A 23,990-nucleotide genomic window follows, 5' to 3' on the forward strand; every position below is an offset into this window, starting at 1 on the left:
TAGTAATAAAAACAAACGATTGGAACTATTATCTATATAACCCCATAATAACACTCAACTAATCAAGAGGAATTAAACTATGTTAAACAATATTGAAGGTCAAAAAGTCCCTAACGTTACATTCGCAACACGCATTGATGAGCAATGGCAATCACTAACCAGTGATGATATTTTCAAAGGTAAAACTGTTGTACTGTTTGCATTACCTGGCGCATTTACACCAACTTGTTCATCAACACACCTACCACGCTATAACGAACTTGCGCCGGTATTTAAGCAAAATGGTGTCGATGACATCGTTTGTATTTCGGTTAACGATACTTTTGTTATGAACGCATGGGCACAAAATCAAGAAGCGCAAAATATCACGCTACTACCCGATGGTAACGGCGAATTCACCGATGGTATGGGCATGCTAGTCGATAAAAATGACTTAGGCTTTGGCAAACGTAGCTGGCGTTATTCTATGTTAGTAAAAGACGGCGTTATCGAAAAAATGTTTATTGAGCCACAAAAGCCAGGTGACCCATTTGAAGTCTCTGATGCTGATACCATGCTTGAGTACATTAACCCAGCGCAAGTAAAACCAAAACCTGTTAGCCTGTTTACCAAGCCTAACTGCCCATATTGCACAAAGGCAAAAGCATTGTTAGAAAGTAAAGGTTATGTGTATGAAGAAATTATTTTAGGAAGAGACGCATCGCTCACCAGCTTAAAAGCAATGTCTGGCCGCGAAACGGTACCACAAGTATTTATTGGTGGAGAGCACATTGGTGGCTCTGATGATTTAGAGAAACACTTCGCATAAACAAACTAACACTAAGAGGGCTAGTATATGGCTCTCTTAGTACTCCACAAACAACCTTAAAACGTCTTTAGCACCAAGCATATTCAACATTACTCCCATTTATATTCAATATACCTACATTTTTATTACTTGTTTATTACATTAATTCCAGAATAAATCTAAAATAGCCGCCAGCTACATTCACAGTCTTTGTGATGAAATTAAAAATGAACTAAATGGAACATATAAATGAATAAACTAATGCTAGGATTTCTACTTTCCTTAGTGGGGTTTAGCGGCTATGCACAAGCTGAATCAGTTGGTGCCATTGACCTACTTACCCACCCTGTCGGCATCATCTGTGTCGTTATTTTTATCTTTGCCTATGTATTAGTTATTCTTGAAGAAAAAATCCATTTACGTAAATCAAAACCCGTGCTTGTCGCGGCAGGGATTATTTGGACACTGATTGCGTGGCAGTACAGCGCGCAAAATATGTCTGAGTTAAGTACCGATGCATTTCGTCATGCTTTACTCGAATTCTCTGAGTTAATGCTATTTTTATTAGTCGCGATGACTTATATCAATGCACTTGAAGAGCGAAGATTATTCGATAGCCTACGTAGTTGGCTGGTAGTACGAGGTTTTAGCTATAAACAACTATTTTGGATAAGTGGCGTAATGGCCTTTTGTATCTCTCCTGTGGCAGATAACTTAACAACCGCTTTGCTTTTATGTGCCGTGGTTATGAAGGTAGCCGCCGATGATAATCGCTTTATTGCTATGTCGTGTATTAATATCGTGATTGCTGCTAATGCTGGCGGTGCGTTTAGTCCCTTTGGCGATATTACCACCTTGATGGTTTGGCAGGCAGATGTCATAGAATTCACCGGATTTTTTGTATTATTTTTACCGGCATTAGTTAGCTATATTATTCCCGCGTTTGTCATGTCTTTCTTCATTAATAATAAACACCCTAAAACAGTGGATGATGAGGTTGAACTTAAGCGCGGTGCTATCCGCATTTTATGCTTATTTTTACTAACTATTTTAACTGCTGTCGTCCTAAAAACAGCCTTTGGTTTGCCGCCTGTTGTAGGTATGATGATGGGCCTTGGTTACTTACAATTTTTTGGTTATTTTCTTCGTGTTACTCTACCAGGCTCCCTTGCCAGAAAGCGTGCCATGGCTGAACGAGAAGGCGACAAAGAACGCCTCAGTCGCTTAGGTAATGTTGTTCCTTTTGATGTATTTAGTCGCGTATCTCGTGCCGAGTGGGATACCTTATTATTCTTCTATGGCATCGTTATCTGTGTAGGTGGTTTAGGCTTTATAGGTTATTTAGCGCTCTTGTCTGACCTACTTTACACAAACTGGTCAGCAACAGGAGCAAATATCATCTTAGGGTTAATGTCTGCTGTTGTTGATAATATTCCTGTTATGTTTGCTGTGTTGCAAATGATGCCAGACATGTCTCATGGGCAATGGCTTTTAATTACCCTCACAGCAGGCATTGGCGGTAGTTTATTGTCTATTGGCTCTGCTGCAGGCGTTGCATTAATGGGCCAAGCAAGAGGTATTTACACCTTTAACAGTCATTTAAAATGGTCTCCGGTAATATTACTTGGCTACTTTGCTGGGGTTTTCACCCATTTATATTTAAACACGTCTTACTTTAACTAAGTTAACCAAGCCCTAGGCTATATGCCTAGGGCTTGTCTTAAAAACGAATCACAGCCGCGCTTACAGGTTTATCCGCCTATAGATTACCATGTCGTAATTTGTCATGTTTTTGTCGTTAAAAAAATGCGCGCAGGAAAAGCGGGGACCGACGGCGTACAAGGGGCGTTTGATACCTTGTTCAAACCCAATGATCATATCAAAATCATCATTGAACCAAGGCGTACTGGTGCATTAGAAAGAGTAACAAACTAAGCCGGTTACTTTAAAGCTATTCAAGCTGTTGATACTGCTTGAATAGTTTAAAGCCATACCACCATCAGGTTTCTCAGTAAATATAACGACAAACTAAGCGAGTTGCCTACATTCAGTTTGATCATTCTTTACCGAGATGCTACACGGTTTTTTTTGGTTTGTTTTTAACCAAGCTCAGTGTTACTCTAATCGAAACGGATTTTAACTTATTGATAAATGGAATTATCGCATGACTCTTCAATTAGCAGAGTATGAAATCAATAAAGTCCCCTTTTGTGCTCTCTTTTTTAAAACCCTAATAATCGGGTTCATGATCACGTTTTTATCTTCCTGTACAGAAGTACAAAAAAGTGAGCCCACAATTTACCTTATACCAGAAGGATACATAGGATCTTTATATATTGTATTCAACGCACCAAATGGTGAACCTCCTAAATATGAAGGTGATTCTCGGGTATACGATATTCCCCCATCTGGTGTACTTGTGACACAGATGGATGCGAATGAAGGTTGGATAGAAAGTGATAAAATTCAGTTTTTTTCTGTGAGTACCAATGGCGATAGAAAACCAATTAGTGAAGTATCAGAAAGTACCCCTGACAACAAAAGAGCTGTGCACTTTGCAGGTTTAGGTTACTCTGGCCCTGTTTACGGGTGTAAGATATTGAACCAAAACTTTATTGTTGGTGTAAAAGAAGAGCGAATTAATGAAGATATACTTTTAACTATATATGAAGCAATCAAGCTTAAAAGTATTGATAAAAAACTATTCGAAGGTATGTGTTAGGCTTATTTATTGCCATTTTTTCTAAGCTTTAATTTTACTCTAATAGCCTGCAAAGAAAGGCTGCTGGAATGTAGTCATTGATTTTATTGGTAGCCCCTACAGGAATCGAACCTGTAACTGCCCCTTAGGAGGGGGCCGTTATATCCATTTAACTAAGAGGCCACTTAGCTAAGAAAATTATAACGGGCTAACCCTTTTATAATCAAGCCTTTAGTTTTGGCTAATTTTATTTGATACTGGCGGTTTGAATTGATTCATTTTGTAGCACAAAATAAGGGATGACCTTTTGTGCGCTTGCAGTGACTTGTTTTGAATTTAAGTTTATCACTCTGGCATTCACTTCTACGCCGGTGTTACGGTAGATCAAGGTGCCCGAAAGTACATGGCTGGCAATTTGACGCTCTGCTAGCTCTTCCACTTTACGTGTCATGACAAAATCGCCACGAGGAGTCACTTTAATCACATCCATCGCTTTGAAATCAACCACACCAAAGCCGAACTTTTGTAACTGATACATCATTGATTCTGCAATCTGGTTACCAAGCTGAGAGCTTGTATCAAGGCTGGCATCTAATTCAACGAATGTGGTAATTGCGATACCAAGCTCGGCCTCTTGTTGCATTGTATCAACTAACTCTAACGCCATTTGCTCAACATAGTTAACCAGTGTTTTATGATGTTGATACGGCACGAATAGTCTATCGTTCGTATTGACTTGCTGCGCTTGATTTTGTTGCTCTTGCAATAAAGCAGCATAATCTATTTGCGTTGTTGAAGTATTCGCTTTTGGCTCTGGCTGTGGCTGCTGTGCAAGCATTTCACAACCTGTTAGTGCTAAGCATAAAGCGATTGAAAGAAAACGTTTCATAATTTACTCACTTGCCTGCTTTAGCATAATACCGTCACTACGGTTAGTACTGTCGAGTGCATCAACAACCGACTGTGGAATAAACCCTTGAGCAGAGCCAACGACCGCTTTACTGGTAATGCCAACAATACGCGCATTCACAAGCACACCACCTTGGTGATTAACTAAAGTGCCTGCCAGTACATAATTAAAGTTTTGCTGCTGGCTTAATTCTAAATAGTCTCGACTAAACACGAAGTCACCTGTGGGGGTAACACGCATATAATCTGTTGTTTTAAAGTCGATAACTGGCACGCCAAAGGTATGTAATTCGTGCATAAAGCTTTCGGCAATTTGATTACCAAGTAATGAACCTGCATTGTAATCAGCGTCTAGGTATATAAAGCTAGACACCGCAAGTGGTGTTTTATCGTTAACGTATTGCAGGTTTTCAACCATATCCTGCATGATGCCTCGAACATAGTGATTAATGTTCTTTCGTGTTGGCGCAGCAGTAAATGTACTGTCGTTCATTACCACTTGGTTGCTTTGAAATACGCTTGTGCTTGTTTGCGGCGCAGCAACTTCACGCTGTGCGCTAACAAGCTGAGGCTCATCACTGTATGTTTTTTCGTTATCCGCTGTCAGCATCGAAGAACAACCAAAGCCTAAAGGAAGGCATAAACTTAAAAATAAACGTTTCATTGATAATTCCTCTTAATATTCACTACGGTATAGCTGACCATCACGCTGCTGCACTTTCTCATTTCCCCACATAACATTAATAGGAATTTCAGTACTGGCAGCCGACACTATTCGCTGATCTTTTGTATTAACTAGGCGCGCATTAACTATGTAGGCATGTTGTTGCCGTGTTAATGTGCCTGTGATGACAAAGTCAATATTCTGACGTTGACGTAACTTACTCACATCACGACTTAATATACTATCGGCCGTAGGCTGTAAATTTAAAGTGTTTTCTAAACGGTATTCAATGGTATGAAAACCCAGTTGTGTGAACTGAGTCATTAAACTCTCTTGGATTTGTTGGCTCAAACCATTGCCTTGATTGCTTGCCAAGCGAGTACCTAAGCCATCAGCCATATAAAAACTGGTTACAGCAATACGAGCATTGCCTTTGTAAGAGCCTTGAATGCGGCTTAATTGACTGCTTAAATCTGCAACATATTGATTAACAGTGTATGCTGCCATGCGAGCTGTAGGCGCATCGGTTGATACAACTGGTTTTGTCTCTTCTGTGAGACTACAACCAGTCAGTATAAAAAATATAAAACAATGTAAAAGTCGCATAATTGCCACCCTCTATGAACATAGCAATGTACAAGCAAGGATTATGCCTAATAATATTTACATGCCTGAAAAGGGTTTATTGGTGTATTGGGTGACAAGGCAATTGACTTCTTTTTGCTTTAATAACTGGCAATCCTTTTCAGCCATTTGCTTCTCTTTATAAGCGCCTATTTTCAATCGGTGATAAACCACATTGTTAACTTCAACAGCCTCAACGTTAACCGCAAATTGACCTGTAAACATACTTGGGGCTTTACTTTTTAACTCTTCTAAACTTCGCGTTAATCGCGCTGTTTCTGTGACAGAGGCAACTTGTAAGGCAAATAATGGCTGCTCGGTATAAGCATTACTCTTAACATCAACAGGTTCAACAACTTGTTCACTAACTGGTGAGCTTTTAGCTTGGTTTTCTGTTTGCGACTTGGCAAGATCATTTAGTTGGGTAATTAGTAGATTTAGATCATTTTCAATTGCGATAAGGCGATCAATGCTAGGTTTAGCTTGTTGCCACTGCGCTGCACTTTCTTTTAAGCTATCGAGTTCTTGTTGAGTAATTTGCACACTATTTTGCGGTGTGGAAGAGTGTTTGCTATTTGTTGATTGACACGCAGATGCCAGTAAACAAAGTAAAACAACACTAAAATGACGCTTTAACATTATAATTTTCCCTAAATTAATAACTAACCGTATATGGCTCAACATCACAGTTAAGCTTATAGCTCTTTAATACGCTGCAAACTTGTGTAAGTTCATCGCTTTGAGTTTCAGAAAACGCGGCTGAGAGAACAAACTCTTTATCACTTTTTTTGATATAAAAAGGATCTAAAATAGCGAGTTCTGATAATGGTTTTTTCACAAGATAAAGATATGTTTTTAAGATAGCGAGTGATGAAAACTGCCCTAACTTAGCAATGTAACCATCTTTTACTTGTTTAGGCTTTAATACTAGATCAGCGCCAACAACAACTTCGCCACCAGCTGATAAGTTAAGGGTCACATGTTGGTTATCTTTTAATGATTTTTTGTCTTTATATTCATCATCTATCACTGCTTTATATTCGCCTGGGCGAAGGTCTGTAAACAAGTAATAGCCATCATACGCGGCTTGGGTTTGCGACACCTTTTTCCCTGTTTTATCAATGAGTGAGATGTTCGCAAACGGTTGCACTTTCATATTTTCATCTTGCGCAACATACACAACCCCTTCAACTTCACTGCTGTTGTTGAGCGCTATATCAATATATTCTATAAATCCGGCTCTGGGAGTAACAGAAAAACCATCATTAGCAGCGACCAAAAATGGGTCTGGAAAACTATCGGGATCAATAACAATATCGGTCGTTCTATTCGCAGGCATACTGGTTAGCAATGCGATGCCGTTTTCATCAGTGACTGCTTGACGATAATTTTGCACACCTTTGACTTTAACACCTGCAATACCATGCTCACTTTCATCCTTGATACCATTGTTATTGGCATCTAAGTAAACGTGAGCCATCAGAGTACCTGAGCGTGCTAAACTTCGTTTGCTAGAAAAGATACCAGTGCCTTGGCTAGCATAACCTAGGCTAAAGCGGCTAAATAACCCTACTCGCCAACGATCTTCACTGTCGTAGTTAAGATTACTATTTAGGCTAAATCTATCAGATTGCCAATTAAGTCCAATCTCCGCTGACTTTACATCATCGATAAGCGAGTTGCGAAGTGTCAATTCACCTTGCAACTGTGATGTTAAGCTACGATTAAATTGGGCCTCATATGACTGAATAGAGTGCTGAGGACTCATACTGTAATCCAGACTAAAGCGGCTAAAAACTTGGCCAAATCGCCCTTGGAGTCGAACGTTACCCAACAAGATAGAGTCATCGAGCCTGCTGTCTTTTTGCCAACTCAAGCGGTGATTAAAGGAAAAGCCTGAGTAAGCATAGTTCATGATATTCTCGAGCTTTAGGCTGTCATATCGGCTATCAATATCAGTGTAATAAGCGTTGTTTTGGTAATTGAGTCGACCGTATTGATTTTGAAAGACCTCTCCAGAGATATTAAATTCATAATTGCTTGATGAACTCATTCTTTGCTGGCTGCTTTGACGATTAATTAAACGCTCTCGTTCTGATGCACGAAACCTTAACGCTTGCTCGGCAATTTGCCCTCTTGCGGTAAACTCAAGCTCGCTTTCATCTTCATTGTTTTGCTCGTAATCTAGGTTAATTAACAGGCGGTCAAAAAGGCTCACATTACTACCGATCGCTAGGTTTTGAGTGTCATCTTTATACTCACTTTTTAAACCCGCTATACCGCCATACACTGAGATATTATCTGTTAATGCTGTATCGTAACGACCAGAAAACAGCCAGCCTGGGTTTTCAACATAATAATTCGATTGGTTAAATAGCTGGTGCCCTTGCTCTGTGATTGAGAATTCATAAAACGACTCTCCCGCAGACAAGCTAGTGCCATCAATCAAGTATTGTTCAGTCTTTCGCTCCACTTGACCTTGCGGTCCATAAAAAATAAGCTCAAAGTTATTGGCGCCATACAGTAAGTCTACATTTTCAAATATATACCTACCGTCATTAAGACTAAGTAGCTGATTAATTAAAACACCATTTTGATACAACTCGACATCCCAGCCGGGTTGGATATTGCCAATGATGTTAACCTGATTAGTATTAACGGGCTTAAATAGCGGTTTGTTAGTTACTTTTGCACCGCGAGCATAATTGCTATTAAAACGGTTCCCTATTTGCGTTGCCAGTACATCACCAAACTCAATTCTATTTGCAGCTAAAGGGCCAAGTAGCTCTGAATTTAAGTCTTCACGGCTAAATGTGAGTCTTGAATCAGTAAGTAAGTCACCATCACGACCCGCAAAGTAGTATTCAGCATTTAAGTAAGCAAGATCATTAGCACCAAGAATAGAGTATCCCGCAGAGCTTTGTTGATCATCTGCTGTCATGCTAATTTGGATATCTGCCATAGGAGAGGACACAGCTTGATATGGGCTTTCTTTCCACGGTAGTGTCGGCTCAGAGTAACGTGCTGTTTGGCTTAGCTCTCTTTTCTGCCGAGCTAAGCGTGCTTCTATGGGTAATCGTGCGTCAGAGTTTATGTAAAGTTCAAGTGTTGAGTAGTCTACAGCCATTGTTAAATCAAACACTTGCTCAAGTAATGTTGAAGCAACAAAAATATCTTGCTGATCAACGTGTAACTGTTCTTGAGCTATTGAAAATGTCCGACCTTTAACGGTTATGGTCATTTTTGTTGTATCAAGCACAAAGGTATTTTCTGGATTAATAAACCAGCCCTTAGCAATACCGGTATGACCATTTACATCAATTACGAACTCTACGGTTTCAGAGAAGCTCAGCAAGTCGACCCATACTCCTTGCTGACTTTTAACAGCTAATACTTCTCCTAAGTAGTTATGCTTTAAGTAAGCTGAAAAAAACAACAACTCCCCTACAGGGATCCCTTCCCCATTCATTTTTTTATTGAAATCTGTTGCTGTTGCCTGAGAATCAGCACTTTCTCTTTCAGAAGCTTTTAACTGTTGTAACTGCTGCTGCATTTTTTTTAATGAAGCAAATACAGCCTGATAATTTTTTTCAGCTGCGACGGGGGCGCCAGTGGCAAACATTAAAAGACAAAATAAGAGACGTTTCATTTACTGCAAAGAATTAAAATGCTGAGACGTGAAGGTCGTCGTTTTAGTCGAAAAAACTTGCCCTTGATACTCTTTCAACCCCGAGTAAGTGATGCGTATTTGGCTATTTTCTTGTAGCTTCATATTATCAAATAAGGGCAAAGTTAAAGAAACGTTATCAAGCTCAGGATAAATGCTGAAGTCATTTACCATGGCAATTTTTTGCTCTTCTTTACTTCCTGATAGAGTTTGAAAAACTTCCACTTTTCCGAATGAACTATAATCGCCAGAATGATTAAGGCTAATGCCAAGTGATGGTTTTGCATCATTTGTTAAGTATTTTACTGAAGCAATATCAACCTCAGGTAGCGCAGTTCCCTGTCTTAAGATCACAGGAATTGAATAACTTAAAACCATGTCTAAACGAATACCAAAGCTTTTACTATTACTTTTATGTTCATTGGGTAACGCCTTAAAGACCAAGTGAGAACGATATTCTTTATCTGCCAAGCCTTTAGCTTTACGAAGGGCTATTTTCACAACCTGCCTCTCTCCCGGTGCTAATCTCACCTGAGAAGGACTCAAACGCATCATACTGGCCAGTGAATTAGGGTTAACCTGATCGTCGGTCAGCGTTATATAGCCACCTTGCGGCTTCGCTACTTTCTCTTGCCATTCAAGGCGGTAAGTTTTGCTCTCATTAGAGTTATTTACCACAATAACTTTAGCGACTCGTTGCCTGTCATCAAATGCAATACGTGTTGGCGAGATCAATAAGTTTGCATATACAGCAACACTATGAAAGGTTAGTAAAACAATAAAGCAGTATAGAAAGTATCTGTACTTCATAAAATTCCATTAAAAGTCTACGGTTAATGAGACGGTTGCATCATAATAACCATCATTATAGCTGCTACCATCACCACTTGTGCTTATCTGCCCACCCACCGTTAATACAGCACTGCCGTATGAGTCAGTGACCAAGGTAGGGTTATAAATCAATCGATTGAGATAAAAGCGTTGGTTATTGTGTAAATTACTAAGTGGTTGGTTATTCACATTATCACTAATGGTAACTTGTATTCTTGCTCCATAGCCTTCAAACAATAACTCGGCAGCGCGCCCTTGTTTAACAACATAAATACTGTTGCTGCTCGCGCTAGTATTGCTTGGCAAAACAGTGACAGAGCTAACACTTGAGTTGTCTGTAATAGCCAGTAGACCAAAGCTAAGTGGTTCAAGCTCAGTTATTGTTTGTTGTGCAACAGAGCCTGCGCTCAATAAAAGAGCACTTAATAGACAAAAATGCGTACGCATAAGTTATGCCTGCTAACACTTAGCAGGCACTCTATGTTAGTAATCTAATTGCAGTGTAAATGTACCGCTATAAGTACCATCAATATAATCGAGAGCCGGAGTTGTGGCATCTGTTGTTAATGTTCCACCCACATTGAATGTTGCCTCACCATTGGCATCTACTTGAATTGTGGTTGTGGCTGCAGAGTTAGGGTTTGCACCCGTTAATACATAATAGGTAGGCGAAGCTAACACAAAGCCTGCAGTGCCAGCTGGTGCTGAATCAGGTGCGATGGCCGTCTCAGTTGGGTTTGTGATGTTTAAGGTTGCAAAAGGTGATACACCTGAAACACTGAATGACGCTGGTGTACCAGGTACTAGGATAGCAATTTCAGCTAAGGCAGCATTTGTGCTTGCTGTCGTCGCAGATGTTGCTGGGTTAGCTGATAACACTAACGTTGCTGTTTCTGTCGACGCTGTATCTGCTTTGGCGCGAATTGTACCAAAATCTAGGTCGCTGTCTTTTTGCAGTGTAAATGCGTTTTGTACCGTTACACCGGCTTGAAAAGTAGTTTGCTCAGCAGCAACGTTAAACGTTAAAAGTGCTGATGAGGTCATGAGTACTGCTATCTTTATTGAGTTTTTCATATGCATTCCTAAGATATGATAAAAGTTTCAACCTTTTATTCAGGTTAAATTAAGTATCGGCAAAATGCATTATTTTATTAGGAAAAAATGTACTTTTTTTATTGTTTTAAATCAAAAAGAGTAAAACGATAAATTACAAATCAACGCCTTTAAATTCTGTGGTCTCACAATGGCTATAAATAAGTTCAAAAACTTGGCAGAGTTTGTTCGCCTCTTGCTCTGTTTGTAGCGGTCCAGCGACAAGGCTATAAAGAGTTTTAGAAGCTGATGATTGCGTACTCATTTTATAACTAAGCATATTATAAAGATTAGGATAACGATTCTTAAGTTGGCCTAATTGGGCTCTCACTCCCCGCTCAACTAAGTAACTGCCAATTTTCACACCATGAGTAGGTGATGCTGTGTTTGTGACTTCATTCAAATTTTGATTTACCGTTGTTGATACCTGCTCAGTGCTACCATAGCTAACAACTTTAGGATCGCTTTGCAGCTTTTTAGGTAATTTATCAACGTCAACTTGTACCGCAAGTGCTTGTATCAGCATCAACAAATCAGCTTCAATGGTATTTAAATGATCTATTTGTTCTTTTTTAGTATCCCACTCAACTAAAAGTTGTTGAAGCTCCTCACGATTAATATCTGACTCTTCATAAGAGTTTGAATCTGAGAAACTACACGCCTGTAGTAAAATAAAAAGTGTAAAGACAATAAACCGACTCATTAAAAAGCTCACCCTAAAAAACGACTCTACTTCAAAGCAAAAAAAGTGCCATTATAGCACTTGTACCTATCGAATTTCAGATAGAAAACCATTCTTTGAATAAAAACTAAAAGTTCACTCGGTTATCTGTATAGCTACTTACCCAGCAATCAATCCCTTGGCGCTTAATAGCCTCACAGTCAGCTTTCGCGTTCTTCAAATATTTATAACCGCCAAATTTCAAACGATAGTAGGTATGCTGATCTATATCTGCAACTTCCATATTCAAAATTGGGGAGCCCTGAAAAATATGGGGGGCAAGTCTTTGCATTTTTCTAAGTGCAATCGCTAAGCTTTTTTCACTATTAACTGACGCAAGTTGAAGAGCAAATAAGTAGTTATGCTGGGCGCTCATTGACCCTGAGCTCTGAACATCCCTCGTCTTGACTGCTGATAAATGTGTTGGGGGATCACTCGGAGCTGAACCGCTGGTGTGCATATTTGCGTTTAGAAAAAAAGGCGAATCAAATTGCTCACCCACAAAAGTAACCACCTTGATAGAGGCACTCAAAGCGGCTGATTTATTATTTTGAAGAGATACTAGAGAATCACTGCTGCAACCAGACACAAATAGTAATACCAACAAACACACACTATGTTGCAAAGGCTTTATGCAATGTTTAATAAACATGATTCTAAAATATACCATTGTCAATTTGCTTGTTCACAGGGCTGACTGCGCGCATGTGTTTTTCACCTTTAAGTGCACTAAAAGTTAAACTTAATTTAAAGAATCTCGCGTACTATTTTTGTTATATTTTAGTACCGTACTTTATTAGCCATAACAAAAACTTATTGCTTAAGTTTTCATATTAGATGACCTAAAGCAATAAAAATTAATTTCGTTAAAGGTATTTTTACAAAGTATAGCTTAATTTAGCTACCCTTGGCTGCTTGGTAAGTGCTTTACTTAACTTTCATATTAACAACACGTTAAGATAAAGATATATCAGAAAAGTCCTCAATTGAGTAATAATCAACAATTACATCTGTTATGTAAATAATAAAAAAGTGCCATATAGGCACTTTTTATTAACTTTGATTACTTATACTAAACAGTTATTTAGCTAGCGACTTTATAAACTCTGTCAACTCGCCTTTAAATTCATCACGGCGTAAGGCAAATTCAACAATCGCTTTCAAATAACCAATTTTGCTGCCGCAATCATGGCTTTTGCCTTTCATTGAATACGCATCCACGGTTTCTTTTTCCATAAGCATAGCAATGGCATCCGTTAGCTGGATTTCATCGCCTGCCCCTGCTGGCGTTTTAGCAAGCAATGGCCAAATATTCTTGCTTAACACATAACGACCAACCACAGCTAAATTTGATGGTGCTTGATCGACAGGCGGCTTTTCAACCATATTTAAAATTGCAGCACTTTCACCTTGCTTAATTTTGGTATCACCTAAGTCAACAACACCAAATTTATCAACTTCATTATGCGGTACTGGCTCAACCATTATTTGGCTTTCACCGGTATTTTCAAAGCGGGCGATCATTTCAGCTAAGTTGTCTTTTTTAAGGTCGCTCGCCACATCGTCAATAATGACATCAGGTAATATAACAACAAATGGCTCGTCACCAATAATCGGTGCAGCACAGTTAATTGCGTGTCCCAACCCCTTTGCTTCCCCTTGACGTACTTGGATAATCGTAACGCCTTTTGGGCAAATAGACTGTACCTCAGCAAGTAGCTGACGTTTTACACGTTTTTCAAGGGTTGCCTCTAATTCAAAGCTAGTGTCAAAATGGTTCTCGATCGAGTTTTTACTCGAATGCGTAACAAGAACAATTTCTGTAATCCCTGCTGAAATCGCTTCATTTACAACGTATTGAATCAAAGGACGATCAACAATAGGCAACATTTCTTTCGGTATGGCTTTTGTTGCCGGTAACATGCGCGTACCAAGTCCAGCAACTGGGATCACTGCTTTCATGATTTCTCCTTAAATTTATTATTCTTAAACTGAAAACGGATATTTAATCGCATCATGGCATTGATAGCCAACGACTTCAAAATCATCTTTAGTAACCCATGTTTCTATATCGTCCAGCGATTTTATCTTTGGGTTAATCTTCAGTTCTGGCGATGCAAATGGCTCACGCTTAAGCTGTACATCACGCATCAACTCTAACTGGTTCTCATAGATGTGCGCATTGGCAATTTTATGATACGCCTTACCAGCTTTATGACCGGTAATTTGCGCAACCAAAGCTAACAATACAAAGCATTGAATTTGATTAAAATTCAATCCAAGCGGCACATCACAGCTGCGTTGGTATGAGGTTAAGTATAGGGTATCACCTAACAAAGAAAAGGTGTGGGTATGCATGCAAGGACGTAAGCAACCAAGTTCAAACTCACCTGGGTTATAAAAAGTGATAATTTCACCACGGTCGTCAATGCCTTTTGATAAGTTATCGATGACCTTTTTAAGCTGATCAAGGTGGCTACCATCAGGGCGTTGCCAACTGCGGCCTTGAACACCGTAAACACGCCCCATGTCGTCTTCGCCACGACGATGTGGGTTATCAAGCCACGCTTTGTTTTCGTTCGCATTCGCGTTCCATGTCATGCAGCCAATGTCACGAAACTGCTTAGCACTGTCATAACCGCGTAAATAACCTAAAAGCTCAGCAATAGCCGCTTTATAAAAACTTTTACGCGTTGTGATGAGCGGAAACTTATTATTTGCCACATCATATTCAAGGTCGGCATTAATTACGGTTAAACACTTAGTGCCTGTGCGCTTATTTTCTACCCACACACCTTCATCAACAATGCGTTGACATAAATCTAAATACTGTTTCATTGCTATGCTCTTGTTATGCTTTGCTAGGGACGCGTTGCTGCGGCTTTTTATAGGCCCATATTATCAAACCTAGACCACCAATTACCATTGGTAGCGAGAGTATTTGACCCATCGAAATCACACCGGCAAATAAACCTAAGTGAGCGTCTGGCTCACGGAAATATTCAACAATGAACCTAAACGTGCCGTAACCCAATAAGAAAACACCAGCAACACTACCCGCTGGACGTGGCTTTTTAATAAACCACTGCAGGATTAAAAATAACACCAAGCCTTCTAAAAATGCTTCGTAAAGTTGTGACGGATGACGCGGCTCTGGCCCACCCGTTGGGAATACAAATGCCCAAGGTACGTCAGTCACTCGGCCCCAAAGCTCACCATTTATAAAGTTACCAATGCGCCCTGCTAATAAGCCTAACGGTACCAGTGGTACGACAAAATCACCTACCTCGAAAAGTGACTTTTTACGCGTCCATGCAAATATTGCTATTGCAGTGATAACACCAAGGGTTCCACCGTGAAAAGACATGCCTCCTTGGTCGATTCTGAATAAATAAAGAGGATTTTCAATGAAGTAGCTAAACTGATAAAACAATACATAGCCTATTCGGCCACCAAGAATAACCCCTAACATCCCGTAAAAAAGTAAGTCGCTAACCTGTTCTTTAGTCCACCCTGAGTTTGGTTTTGCAGCTTGACGGTTAGCAAGCCACATCGCTAACGCAAAACCAATTAAGTACATTAAGCCGTACCAACGCACGCTGAGGGGTCCTACTGAAAAAATAACCGGATCAATATCTGGAAATTGAAGAGCCATAAAAATAAAAACCTTTAACTAAACACCATTTTAAGTGCAATTATTACAAGTAATAACGCGAATACTTTTTTTATTGTTGTCACCGGCAGGTAATGAGTGGCTTTAGCACCTATAGGCGCTATTAGCGACGAAGTAACCACGATGCCTAGTAACGCGGGCAGATATACAAATCCCGCAAAACCATCACTCAAAGAAGTCACCTGCCAACCTGCTGATACATAACCAACTGAGCCAAATAAAGCAATGACAATACCACAAGCCGCAGCACAACCGATGGCCTTTTTTATATCTACAGAGAAATAATGCAGTAACGGCACAATGAGTGCGCCACCACCAATACCGATTAAACCCGATAGCGCGCCCATTATGGCACATAAAAAACCAAGAATAGGACCCTGTGGTAAAGGTTTTTCACTTGCCGCTTTTTTTCGTGTTGATAACACCATACGCAGTGCAATAAACACAACACTTCCTGCAAACACAAAACGTAATAATTGTTCGGGAATTAAACTCGCTGCAAACCCACTGATAAGGGCACCAATGCCCACCCCAGTCATAACCCAAGGCGCTATTTCCCAAGGGACGTTAGCATTGCGATGATGAGCAAACGCTGAAGAAGTTGATGTAAAAATAATAGAAGCAAGCGATGTAGCAATGGCAATCACTAATACATGCTCAGAATCAGCCACATTAAAAGCCACTAGTAATGCGCTCAGCGCAGGCACAATAATTAAACCACCGCCGATACCAAGCAGTCCTGCTAAGAAGCCAACGACACTGCCTAAAATTGCGCAGTAAGCCATCAAAAGTATTACATCATGCATAAAACACTCATATATTCACTTTGTTATATACATATATTAAACTAATATATATACCCAAACCACCTCAAGATGCGAGTTTCAGTTGGAATTAAAAGCGATTTAGGCAAGGCATTGATTGCAAGTAATAGTGGTTCTATTGTTAAAATCAATAACGCAGTATAAATCGCTTTTAAACCAACCCTTTGGGCATTTCACAGGCACCTACTCTCATCGTTGTTACTTCTTAAAAGGGACTGCCATTGTTGCAAAGTAACGCCTTGATATTAAGCACCTGTGAAACGCTGAATTCTACATCTTGAGGTGGCTTGGGTATAGGTGCTTCACAGCACAATTTCCGATCATGTATGCTCTTGGCTAGGTGTGTAAAATAACTCACCGAGTTGATGTTCAATCATAAAATTTCGGGTCAAGCGTAATACGTGCTTGGCGGTAGGTTGAATAAGACACTGCTGAAGTAAGTGTTCCATATCACTGACTTTAAGACGCCGTAATACAAACTTAATTTTACTAATCGATGCATAGTTCATACTTAAACGACGATAGCCCATTGCTATAAGTAATAAGGCGCCTTCGGGGTCTCCCCCAAGCTCACCACACAAACTAAATGGCAATTCATGGTTTTGACACTCTTGCGCTACTTTAAGCAATACTCTGAGCACACTTGGATGATACGGGTTAAATAACTCTGCAACACGTGCATTTGAACGATCAACTGCGAGCATATATTGCGTTAAGTCGTTGCTGCCCACAGAGCAAAAATCGACTTTTTGCGACCATTCTTCAAGCATAAAGACGCTAGAGGGTACTTCTAACATCACGCCTATTTCTGGGCGCTCAATTGCTTGCTCTGGAAATTGCTCTTCAAGCTCAAAATAAGCCTGCTCTAAAAGCTTAAGTGACTCTTCAACCTCTTCTGTTCCGCTAATCATAGGCAACATTATTTTTAAATTACCCAAGCCTATATTCGCTTTAAGCATAGCTTTGAGTTGATCTAAAAAGAGCTCAGGATGATCAAGCGTCACGCGAATACCACGCCAACCTAAAAATGGGTTTTCTTCACTGATATTGAAGTAGTCTAAAACTTTATCGCCACCAATATCTAACGTGCGCATCACCACAGGATTGGGGTGATAACATGTTAGCACCTCTCGATACCAATGTTCTTGATCTGATTGAGACGGGAATTGGCCTTTTTGCATAAACCAAGCTTCAGTTCGATATAAACCAACACCGTCACACAAGCGTTTATTATCATGCTCGGTATTCATCTCAAGGCCGGCGTTTAAAAGCAAGCTGATATGTTCACCGTCTAAGGTAATGGCCTCAAGATCTTGCTCAGCTAAAAAGCGATCATTTAAAAGGGCTTCTTGGTATTTAAGCTGACTGTATTTATCGTGCAGTGATTGTGATGGAGAAATATACAAACGCCCTGCGTAAGCATCTAAAATCATCGGTTTTCCATCGAACTGCAATAATGGTAGATCTTCAATGCCCCAAATAGCAGGGATCCCCATTGCACGAGTCAAAATAGAGGCATGACTATTTGCAGCCCCATTAACACTCACAACCCCTGCTAAATGCCCTTTGGGTACTTCGGCAAGCATAGCGGGTGTTAACGTACTGGCAATTAAAATCGTATCTTGGGGGTATGGTTTAGCTGCATATTCAGTGTTGACTAGATGATGCAACACGCGTAAACCTATGTCTTTTACGTCAACGGCCCGTTCTTTGATGTAAGGGTCTTGCATGGCATTAAACTGTGCAACTAATTTTTCAATCACAATTTTCAACGCGCTTTTTGCGCTCCAGCCCTGTTGTAACTGAGCTTCAACATTCTGCCCTAAGCTTTTGGCATCAAGTAATTGTTGGTAAACATCAAAGACTGCTAACGCTTCTTTAGGAATTGAATCGCTTAACGTCATAGACAGCGTATTAAATTCATTGCGGGTTGCTGCAACAGCTTGCGTGAAAAGTTTACGTTGTGTGCTTACATCCTCATCTTTTTGTAACTCTATTGAGCTAAAATCAAGCTTAGGTAGTACAACAAATGCTTGGCCTATAGCAATCCCTGGGGCGCTCGAAACGCCTTTTAATACCGAGGTTTGATGTGAAAACTCATCGAGCCTAAGCACTTCTTTAATTTCAGCATGAGCAAGTTGTGAGGCAAGTTGTGCAGACAAAGTAATTAAAAAGGACTCTTCATCTGGACTAAATACACGGGCAAGCTTTTGCTGTACAACAATGACACCCAAGACCTTTTTTTGATGTACAACAGGCACTGACAAGAAAGCATTGTAACCTTCTTCATTGACCTCTGGAGAGAGTTTAAAACGCGGGTGAGACTTTGCAAAAGCAATATTTATAGGCTCTTCACGCTGAGCAACAAGGCCAACGAGCCCTTCTGTAAAACCGATACGAAACTTACCGACTGCATCAGGGTTGAGACCTTGCGTGGCCATTAATACAAAGTTGTCTTGGCTATAATCGGCAAAATAAATTGAGCAGCACTGTGTTTGCATGGCTTCTTTTACCATTTTCACAAAACACGCCAGCGCACTGTCTAAGTCCGCTTGTTGCGACACAGCCTCAGCAATGGATCTGAGCGTGGCTAACATGATGCTGCTCCTTGTATTTAAATAAAGTGACCTTTATCGTCTCTGTCGCCAATTCTCTTTATGTTGTTCTCGTTTGTTAAATGGCATAGCTAATGGTGCAAACTCTTTCATTACACGGCGATAAACATCGCGCTTAAATGATACAACTTGTCGCACAGGATACCAATAACTCACCCAACGCCAATCATCAAACTCGGGGTGATGGGTTTTAAGTAAGTCTACATCTTCGTCTTTACAGCGTAGTTTGAGTAAAAACCATTTTTGCTTTTGTCCAATACACACAGGACTTGAGTCTCTGCGAATTAAACGTTTGGGTAATTTATAACGTAACCAATGTTTTGAACTTGCAACGATTTCAACATCTTCAGGAAGCAAGCCTACTTCTTCGTGTAATTCTCTGTACATGGTTTGCTCAGCCGTTTCACCATCGTCCACACCACCTTGGGGAAATTGCCAAGAGTGCTGACCGTAGCGACGAGCCCAAAATACTTGTCCCTGATTATTGCAAATCACAATTCCGACATTGGCACGAAAACCTTCGGCATCAATCACCTTAGTGCCTCATTTGTAAGTCGATTTTTATTGATTGTTCCACATAACCTGCGATACAGCAAACACTATTACATCTAACATCCTGCAAGATATAAAATAATGTTTTTAACAAATCCACATAATCAATACCTTACAATTCTATTCTTATAAAAATAGGTCTTTTACACAAAATAGCTATTTACAACAGCATTTCAACCACCTTACCCACAGCTTGTGCATAACTTTTATAAAACATGGCTATTTTGCAAACAAATCCACAATAGGGCATTCTAAAATGCAGTTTCTCCACAGAAACTGTGGATAAACGTGTTTATATATCTGTATTTATACAAACAACTTATTCATTTCTTAATCCCACATGAGACTTCAACAAACTAAAGCATATAAATTTCAATGGGTTAAAAGTTAAGAAGTATTTTTCTTAGTGTTGGTTTTTAGCTCACTTCAACCATGAGCAAAAAACACCCAAACACAAAGATATCCACTAAGGCGCGCATTTGCTATCATGATATGGTTAATTAAACAACCAAATAAACGCCTTATGCGACCAATAAAACCTGCCTCTATAAACGAATTAATGCAACGAGTTGATGTCATAGCTGGCCTCACACTAGGGCAATTAGCTGAGCAGTACCAGTTCAAAACCCCTGACGATTTACTACGTGAAAAAGGCTGGACCGGCCAACTAATCGAATATGTACTTGGCGCAACAGCGGGCTCTAAACCAACACCTGATTTTGAAGATCTCGGCATTGAGCTTAAAACTCTGCCAATCTCATTTAAAGGAAAGCCACTCGAAACAACCTTTGTTTCTGTAACACCGCTACTGAATGTAACAGGCATGACTTGGCAGCAAAGTACGGTACGTAAAAAGCTCAATCATGTTTTGTGGCTACCGATTTTAGGCGAGCGCGAAATACTGCCTTTTCACCGTACTATTGGCAGTGGCTTTTTATGGCAGCCAAGCGCAGAGCAAGATGCCCTTTTACAACGTGATTGGGAAGAACAAATGGAGCTAATCGCCTTGGGTCGCGTGGAAGAAATTTCGGGTCATTTGGGCGATGTTATGCAAATAAGACCAAAAGCTGCTAATAGCAAAGCACTGACCGATGCAATTGGCCCAAATGGCCAGATAGTACAAACCTTACCCCGTGGTTTTTACTTAAAAACCAGCTTCACCGGCGAGATCCTAAAACAACAATTTCAGCTATAAAAAAACCTCCGAAGGAGGTTTTTAAAGTCTTGATAAGCTAAGCCAGATTACTGACCTTTAACCTCTTTAAGACCGTTGTAAGGTGCTTTTTCACCTAATACTTCTTCAATGCGAAGTAATTGGTTGTACTTAGCAATACGGTCAGAACGGCTTAATGAACCCGTTTTGATTTGACCTGCCGCAGTACCTACTGCTAAATCAGCAATTGTTGCATCTTCTGTTTCACCTGAACGGTGTGAGATAACAGCTGTAAAGCCTGCGTCTTTAGCCATTTTGATAGCAGCAAGCGTTTCAGTTAATGAACCGATTTGGTTGAACTTGATTAGGATTGAGTTAGCAATACCGTTATCAATACCACGCTTTAAGATCTTCGTGTTAGTTACGAAAAGGTCGTCACCTACTAATTGTACTTTGTCGCCAATTAGTTGTGTTTGGTGTGCGAAACCATCCCAATCAGACTCATCTAAGCCGTCTTCAATTGATACAATTGGGTATTGCTCAGTAAGGCCTTTAAGGAAGTGGTTAAATTCTTCAGACGTGAATTTTTTACCTTCGCCTTTAAGGTCGTAGATATTTGCTTCTTTGTCGTAGAACTCAGATGCCGCGCAGTCTAGCGCTAGTGTGATATCTTTACCAAGCTCATAACCTGCATTTGCAACAGCCACCTTGATTGCAGCAAGTGCCGCTTCGTTTGATTCAAGGTTTGGTGCAAAACCACCTTCATCACCTACTGATGTAGAATGACCTTCAGCTTTTAGCACTTTAGCTAAGCTGTGGAATACTTCAGCGCCCATGCGTAACGCTTCGCGGAAGTTTGTCGCGCCCACTGGCTGAATCATAAACTCTTGAATATCAACAGAGTTATCTGCGTGCTCACCACCGTTGATGATGTTCATCATAGGTAATGGCATAGAGTAAACACCTGGTGTGCCGTTAAGGTCTGCAATGTGCTCATAAAGCTCTACGCCTTTAGAGTTTGCAGCTGCTTTAGCCGTTGCTAAAGATACTGCTAAGATAGCATTCGCACCTAATTTTTCTTTGTTTTCAGTGCCATCTAAATCTAACATTACTTGGTCAACAGCTTGTTGATCAACTGCGTTTTGACCTTTAAGCGCTTCAGCGATTTCGTTATTGATATAGCCTACCGCTTTTAAAACACCTTTACCTAGGTAACGTGCTTTATCACCATCACGTAATTCAAGCGCTTCGCGAGTACCTGTTGATGCACCAGAGGGTGCTGCAGCACGGCCCCATGAACCATCAGCTAAATGTACATCAGCTTCAACAGTTGGGTTACCACGCGAGTCCATGATTTCGCGACCAATCACTTTTACGATTTCTGACATCTTGATTCCTCTTTTCCCGAAAATGGTGAGTTTGTGCCAGCTTATTCTTGCTGGCTTTTTAAAACAAATAAGCCGTGCATATAGCACGGCCTATTTAAATTACGATGACGCTTTTTGGTGAGTGTGTGCAGCTGCAACAAACCCTTCAAATAGCGGGTGACCATCACGTGGTGTTGACGTGAATTCCGGGTGGAATTGCGCGGCAATAAACCAAGGGTGATCTTTATTCTCGATGATTTCGACTAGTTTCTTATCTTCAGATAAACCAGTGAAACTCAAGCCAGCTTTCTCAAGCTGCTCTACATAGTGGTTGTTTACTTCGTAACGGTGACGGTGACGTTCTACAATTTCGTCACTACCATATACTTCGCTTACTTTAGAACCAGCGATTAAATGACACTTCTGTGCACCTAAACGCATAGTGCCACCTAAGTCAGATTGCTCATCACGAATTTCAACGTTACCGTCAGCATCTTGCCACTCAGTGATTAAACCAACCACAGGGTGTGCTGATTTAGCATTGAACTCGGTTGAGTTTGCACCTTCAAGGCCAGCAACGTTACGCGCATATTCAATAAGCGCCACTTGCATACCTAAACAAATGCCTAAATAAGGAACTTTGTTTTCACGTGCATATTTAGCCGCTAAAATCTTACCTTCAACACCACGGCCGCCGAAGCCACCTGGTACTAAGATAGCGTCAAGGTGAGACAGTAACTCAGTCCCTTTGCTTTCTAAGTCTTGTGAATCAACGTACTCAATGTTCACCGTTAGGCGATTTTTAAGACCCGCATGCTTTAATGCTTCGTTTACTGATTTATACGCATCTGGTAGTTCGATGTATTTACCTACCATACCAATTGTCACTTCACCTGTTGGGTTAGACTCTTGATATAACACTTGCTCCCACTCAGATAAGTCTGCTTCAGGGCACTCAAGGTAGAAACGACGACATACGAAGTTATCAAGTTCTTGTGACTTAAGTAACGCAGGGATCTTATAGATGCTTTCTACGTCAGGTAATGAAATAACCGCTTTCTCTTCAACGTTAGTGAAAAGTGCGATTTTTGCACGCTCGTTATTCGGTAATTTACGATCAGAACGACAGATTAAGATATCTGGTTGAATACCAATCGAACGCAACTCTTTAACTGAATGTTGCGTTGGTTTCGTTTTCACTTCACCTGCAGGGCCTAAGAATGGCACAAGCGTCAGGTGGATAAACAATGCGCGCTCACGGCCGATTTCAGTGCCAAGCTGACGAATTGCTTCTAAGAACGGTTGTGACTCAATGTCACCCACTGTACCACCGATTTCAACGATAGCGACATCGCTACCTTCTGCACCGTCGTATACACGTTGCTTAATATCGTTTGTGATGTGTGGGATAACCTGAATAGTTGCACCAAGGTACTCACCACGACGCTCACGTCGTAGCACATCTTCATAAACACGACCTTGTGTGAAGTTGTTGCGGCTAGTCATCTTGGTACGGATGAAACGCTCATAGTGACCTAAATCAAGGTCAGTTTCTGCACCGTCTTCAGTAACATATACTTCACCGTGCTGAATTGGGCTCATAGTGCCTGGGTCAACGTTGATATAAGGATCCAGCTTTAAAATTGTCACGTTTAGACCACGTGCTTCTAAAATAGCGGCTAATGACGCTGCTGCAATACCTTTACCCAACGAAGAAACAACCCCGCCAGTAACGAAGATAAATTTTGTACTCATGCGAACCCTAGAATATCAGGAATTAAAAGGAATAATATAGAATCAAGACGGGGCG

Annotated in this window: 23 protein-coding genes and 1 tRNA gene; 5 read left to right on the forward strand and 19 right to left on the reverse strand. The window is 40.5% G+C overall.

Going from position 1 to position 23,990, the window contains the following annotated elements; translation table 11 throughout:
* Positions 1 to 79: 79 nt before the first annotated feature.
* From L3V41_RS02420 to L3V41_RS02435, 4 genes are all read left to right on the forward strand, one after another.
* Entirely contained in the window at positions 80 to 808 is a 729-nt protein-coding gene (locus L3V41_RS02420) for a glutathione peroxidase (protein ID WP_062569689.1), read from the forward strand.
* A 240-nt stretch (positions 809 to 1,048) separates the two neighbouring features.
* Positions 1,049 to 2,470, forward strand: coding sequence for a sodium:proton antiporter NhaD (gene nhaD / locus L3V41_RS02425; protein ID WP_062570031.1), 1,422 nt, complete (start codon positions 1,049 to 1,051; stop codon positions 2,468 to 2,470).
* A gap of 21 nt (positions 2,471 to 2,491) precedes the next feature.
* The gene (locus L3V41_RS02430; protein ID WP_237127109.1) at positions 2,492 to 2,722 is read left to right on the forward strand and encodes a hypothetical protein; all 231 of its coding nucleotides are present in this window, start codon (positions 2,492 to 2,494) and stop codon (positions 2,720 to 2,722) included.
* 229 nt (positions 2,723 to 2,951) lie between these two features.
* A complete protein-coding gene (locus tag L3V41_RS02435; RefSeq protein WP_237127110.1) occupies positions 2,952 to 3,509 on the forward strand; it encodes a hypothetical protein in 558 nt (185 codons plus the stop codon).
* Positions 3,510 to 3,596: 87 nt separating this feature from the next.
* Here the strand turns inward: L3V41_RS02435 and L3V41_RS02440 are convergent.
* The 17 genes from L3V41_RS02440 to rppH all read right to left on the reverse strand — a co-directional run bounded on the left by L3V41_RS02440 (position 3,597) and on the right by rppH (position 19,642).
* Positions 3,597 to 3,671: transfer RNA gene (locus tag L3V41_RS02440), tRNA-Arg, on the reverse strand.
* A 64-nt stretch (positions 3,672 to 3,735) separates the two neighbouring features.
* Positions 3,736 to 4,377 (reverse strand): FlgO family outer membrane protein, encoded by a 642-nt coding sequence (locus tag L3V41_RS02445; protein ID WP_062569685.1) that lies wholly within the window; start codon positions 4,375 to 4,377, stop codon positions 3,736 to 3,738.
* A gap of 3 nt (positions 4,378 to 4,380) precedes the next feature.
* Complete coding sequence (locus tag L3V41_RS02450; protein WP_062569684.1) at positions 4,381 to 5,061, reverse strand: FlgO family outer membrane protein; 681 nt, start codon at positions 5,059 to 5,061, stop codon at positions 4,381 to 4,383.
* Between the two features lie 12 nt (positions 5,062 to 5,073).
* Positions 5,074 to 5,667 carry a FlgO family outer membrane protein gene (locus L3V41_RS02455; RefSeq protein WP_062569683.1) on the reverse strand — a complete coding sequence of 198 codons (594 nt, stop codon included), beginning with the start codon at positions 5,665 to 5,667 and terminating at the stop codon, positions 5,074 to 5,076.
* A gap of 57 nt (positions 5,668 to 5,724) precedes the next feature.
* Positions 5,725 to 6,324, reverse strand: a complete 600-nt coding sequence (locus L3V41_RS02460) for an SPOR domain-containing protein (protein ID WP_062569682.1) — start codon at positions 6,322 to 6,324, stop codon at positions 5,725 to 5,727.
* A gap of 16 nt (positions 6,325 to 6,340) precedes the next feature.
* A complete protein-coding gene (locus tag L3V41_RS02465; RefSeq protein WP_237127111.1) occupies positions 6,341 to 9,334 on the reverse strand; it encodes a hypothetical protein in 2,994 nt (997 codons plus the stop codon).
* Positions 9,335 to 10,162 carry a fimbria/pilus periplasmic chaperone gene (locus L3V41_RS02470; RefSeq protein WP_062569680.1) on the reverse strand — a complete coding sequence of 276 codons (828 nt, stop codon included), beginning with the start codon at positions 10,160 to 10,162 and terminating at the stop codon, positions 9,335 to 9,337.
* A 9-nt stretch (positions 10,163 to 10,171) separates the two neighbouring features.
* Positions 10,172 to 10,630, reverse strand: coding sequence for a DUF4402 domain-containing protein (locus L3V41_RS02475; RefSeq protein ID WP_237114320.1), 459 nt, complete (start codon positions 10,628 to 10,630; stop codon positions 10,172 to 10,174).
* Between the two features lie 36 nt (positions 10,631 to 10,666).
* Entirely contained in the window at positions 10,667 to 11,257 is a 591-nt protein-coding gene (locus L3V41_RS02480; RefSeq protein ID WP_237127112.1) for a DUF4402 domain-containing protein, read from the reverse strand.
* Between the two features lie 133 nt (positions 11,258 to 11,390).
* Positions 11,391 to 11,978, reverse strand: a complete 588-nt coding sequence (locus L3V41_RS02485) for an SPOR domain-containing protein (protein ID WP_237127113.1) — start codon at positions 11,976 to 11,978, stop codon at positions 11,391 to 11,393.
* A 106-nt stretch (positions 11,979 to 12,084) separates the two neighbouring features.
* Complete coding sequence (locus L3V41_RS02490) at positions 12,085 to 12,648, reverse strand: SPOR domain-containing protein (protein ID WP_237127114.1); 564 nt, start codon at positions 12,646 to 12,648, stop codon at positions 12,085 to 12,087.
* A gap of 428 nt (positions 12,649 to 13,076) precedes the next feature.
* Positions 13,077 to 13,958, reverse strand: a complete 882-nt coding sequence (gene galU / locus L3V41_RS02495) for a UTP--glucose-1-phosphate uridylyltransferase GalU (protein ID WP_193987655.1) — start codon at positions 13,956 to 13,958, stop codon at positions 13,077 to 13,079.
* A gap of 24 nt (positions 13,959 to 13,982) precedes the next feature.
* A complete protein-coding gene (locus L3V41_RS02500; protein ID WP_062569674.1) occupies positions 13,983 to 14,834 on the reverse strand; it encodes a thymidylate synthase in 852 nt (283 codons plus the stop codon).
* A 13-nt stretch (positions 14,835 to 14,847) separates the two neighbouring features.
* Positions 14,848 to 15,651, reverse strand: coding sequence for a prolipoprotein diacylglyceryl transferase (gene lgt / locus L3V41_RS02505; protein WP_062569673.1), 804 nt, complete (start codon positions 15,649 to 15,651; stop codon positions 14,848 to 14,850).
* A gap of 14 nt (positions 15,652 to 15,665) precedes the next feature.
* A complete protein-coding gene (locus tag L3V41_RS02510; protein WP_193987656.1) occupies positions 15,666 to 16,475 on the reverse strand; it encodes a sulfite exporter TauE/SafE family protein in 810 nt (269 codons plus the stop codon).
* 338 nt (positions 16,476 to 16,813) lie between these two features.
* Entirely contained in the window at positions 16,814 to 19,090 is a 2,277-nt protein-coding gene (gene ptsP, locus L3V41_RS02515; RefSeq protein ID WP_062569671.1) for a phosphoenolpyruvate--protein phosphotransferase, read from the reverse strand.
* A gap of 33 nt (positions 19,091 to 19,123) precedes the next feature.
* The gene (rppH, locus tag L3V41_RS02520; RefSeq protein ID WP_062569670.1) at positions 19,124 to 19,642 is read right to left on the reverse strand and encodes an RNA pyrophosphohydrolase; all 519 of its coding nucleotides are present in this window, start codon (positions 19,640 to 19,642) and stop codon (positions 19,124 to 19,126) included.
* Between the two features lie 541 nt (positions 19,643 to 20,183).
* Here rppH and mutH point away from each other — a divergent pair.
* Positions 20,184 to 20,855 (forward strand): DNA mismatch repair endonuclease MutH, encoded by a 672-nt coding sequence (gene mutH / locus L3V41_RS02525; RefSeq protein ID WP_062570030.1) that lies wholly within the window; start codon positions 20,184 to 20,186, stop codon positions 20,853 to 20,855.
* 47 nt (positions 20,856 to 20,902) lie between these two features.
* Here the strand turns inward: mutH and eno are convergent, their stop codons facing one another.
* Entirely contained in the window at positions 20,903 to 22,201 is a 1,299-nt protein-coding gene (gene eno, locus L3V41_RS02530; RefSeq protein ID WP_062569669.1) for a phosphopyruvate hydratase, read from the reverse strand.
* A gap of 99 nt (positions 22,202 to 22,300) precedes the next feature.
* Entirely contained in the window at positions 22,301 to 23,935 is a 1,635-nt protein-coding gene (locus tag L3V41_RS02535) for a CTP synthase (RefSeq protein WP_062569668.1), read from the reverse strand.
* Between the last annotated feature and the right edge of the window lie 55 nt (positions 23,936 to 23,990).

It is taken from the genome of Pseudoalteromonas sp. L21 (assembly GCF_021728035.1).
Lineage (GTDB): Bacteria > Pseudomonadota > Gammaproteobacteria > Enterobacterales > Alteromonadaceae > Pseudoalteromonas > Pseudoalteromonas arabiensis.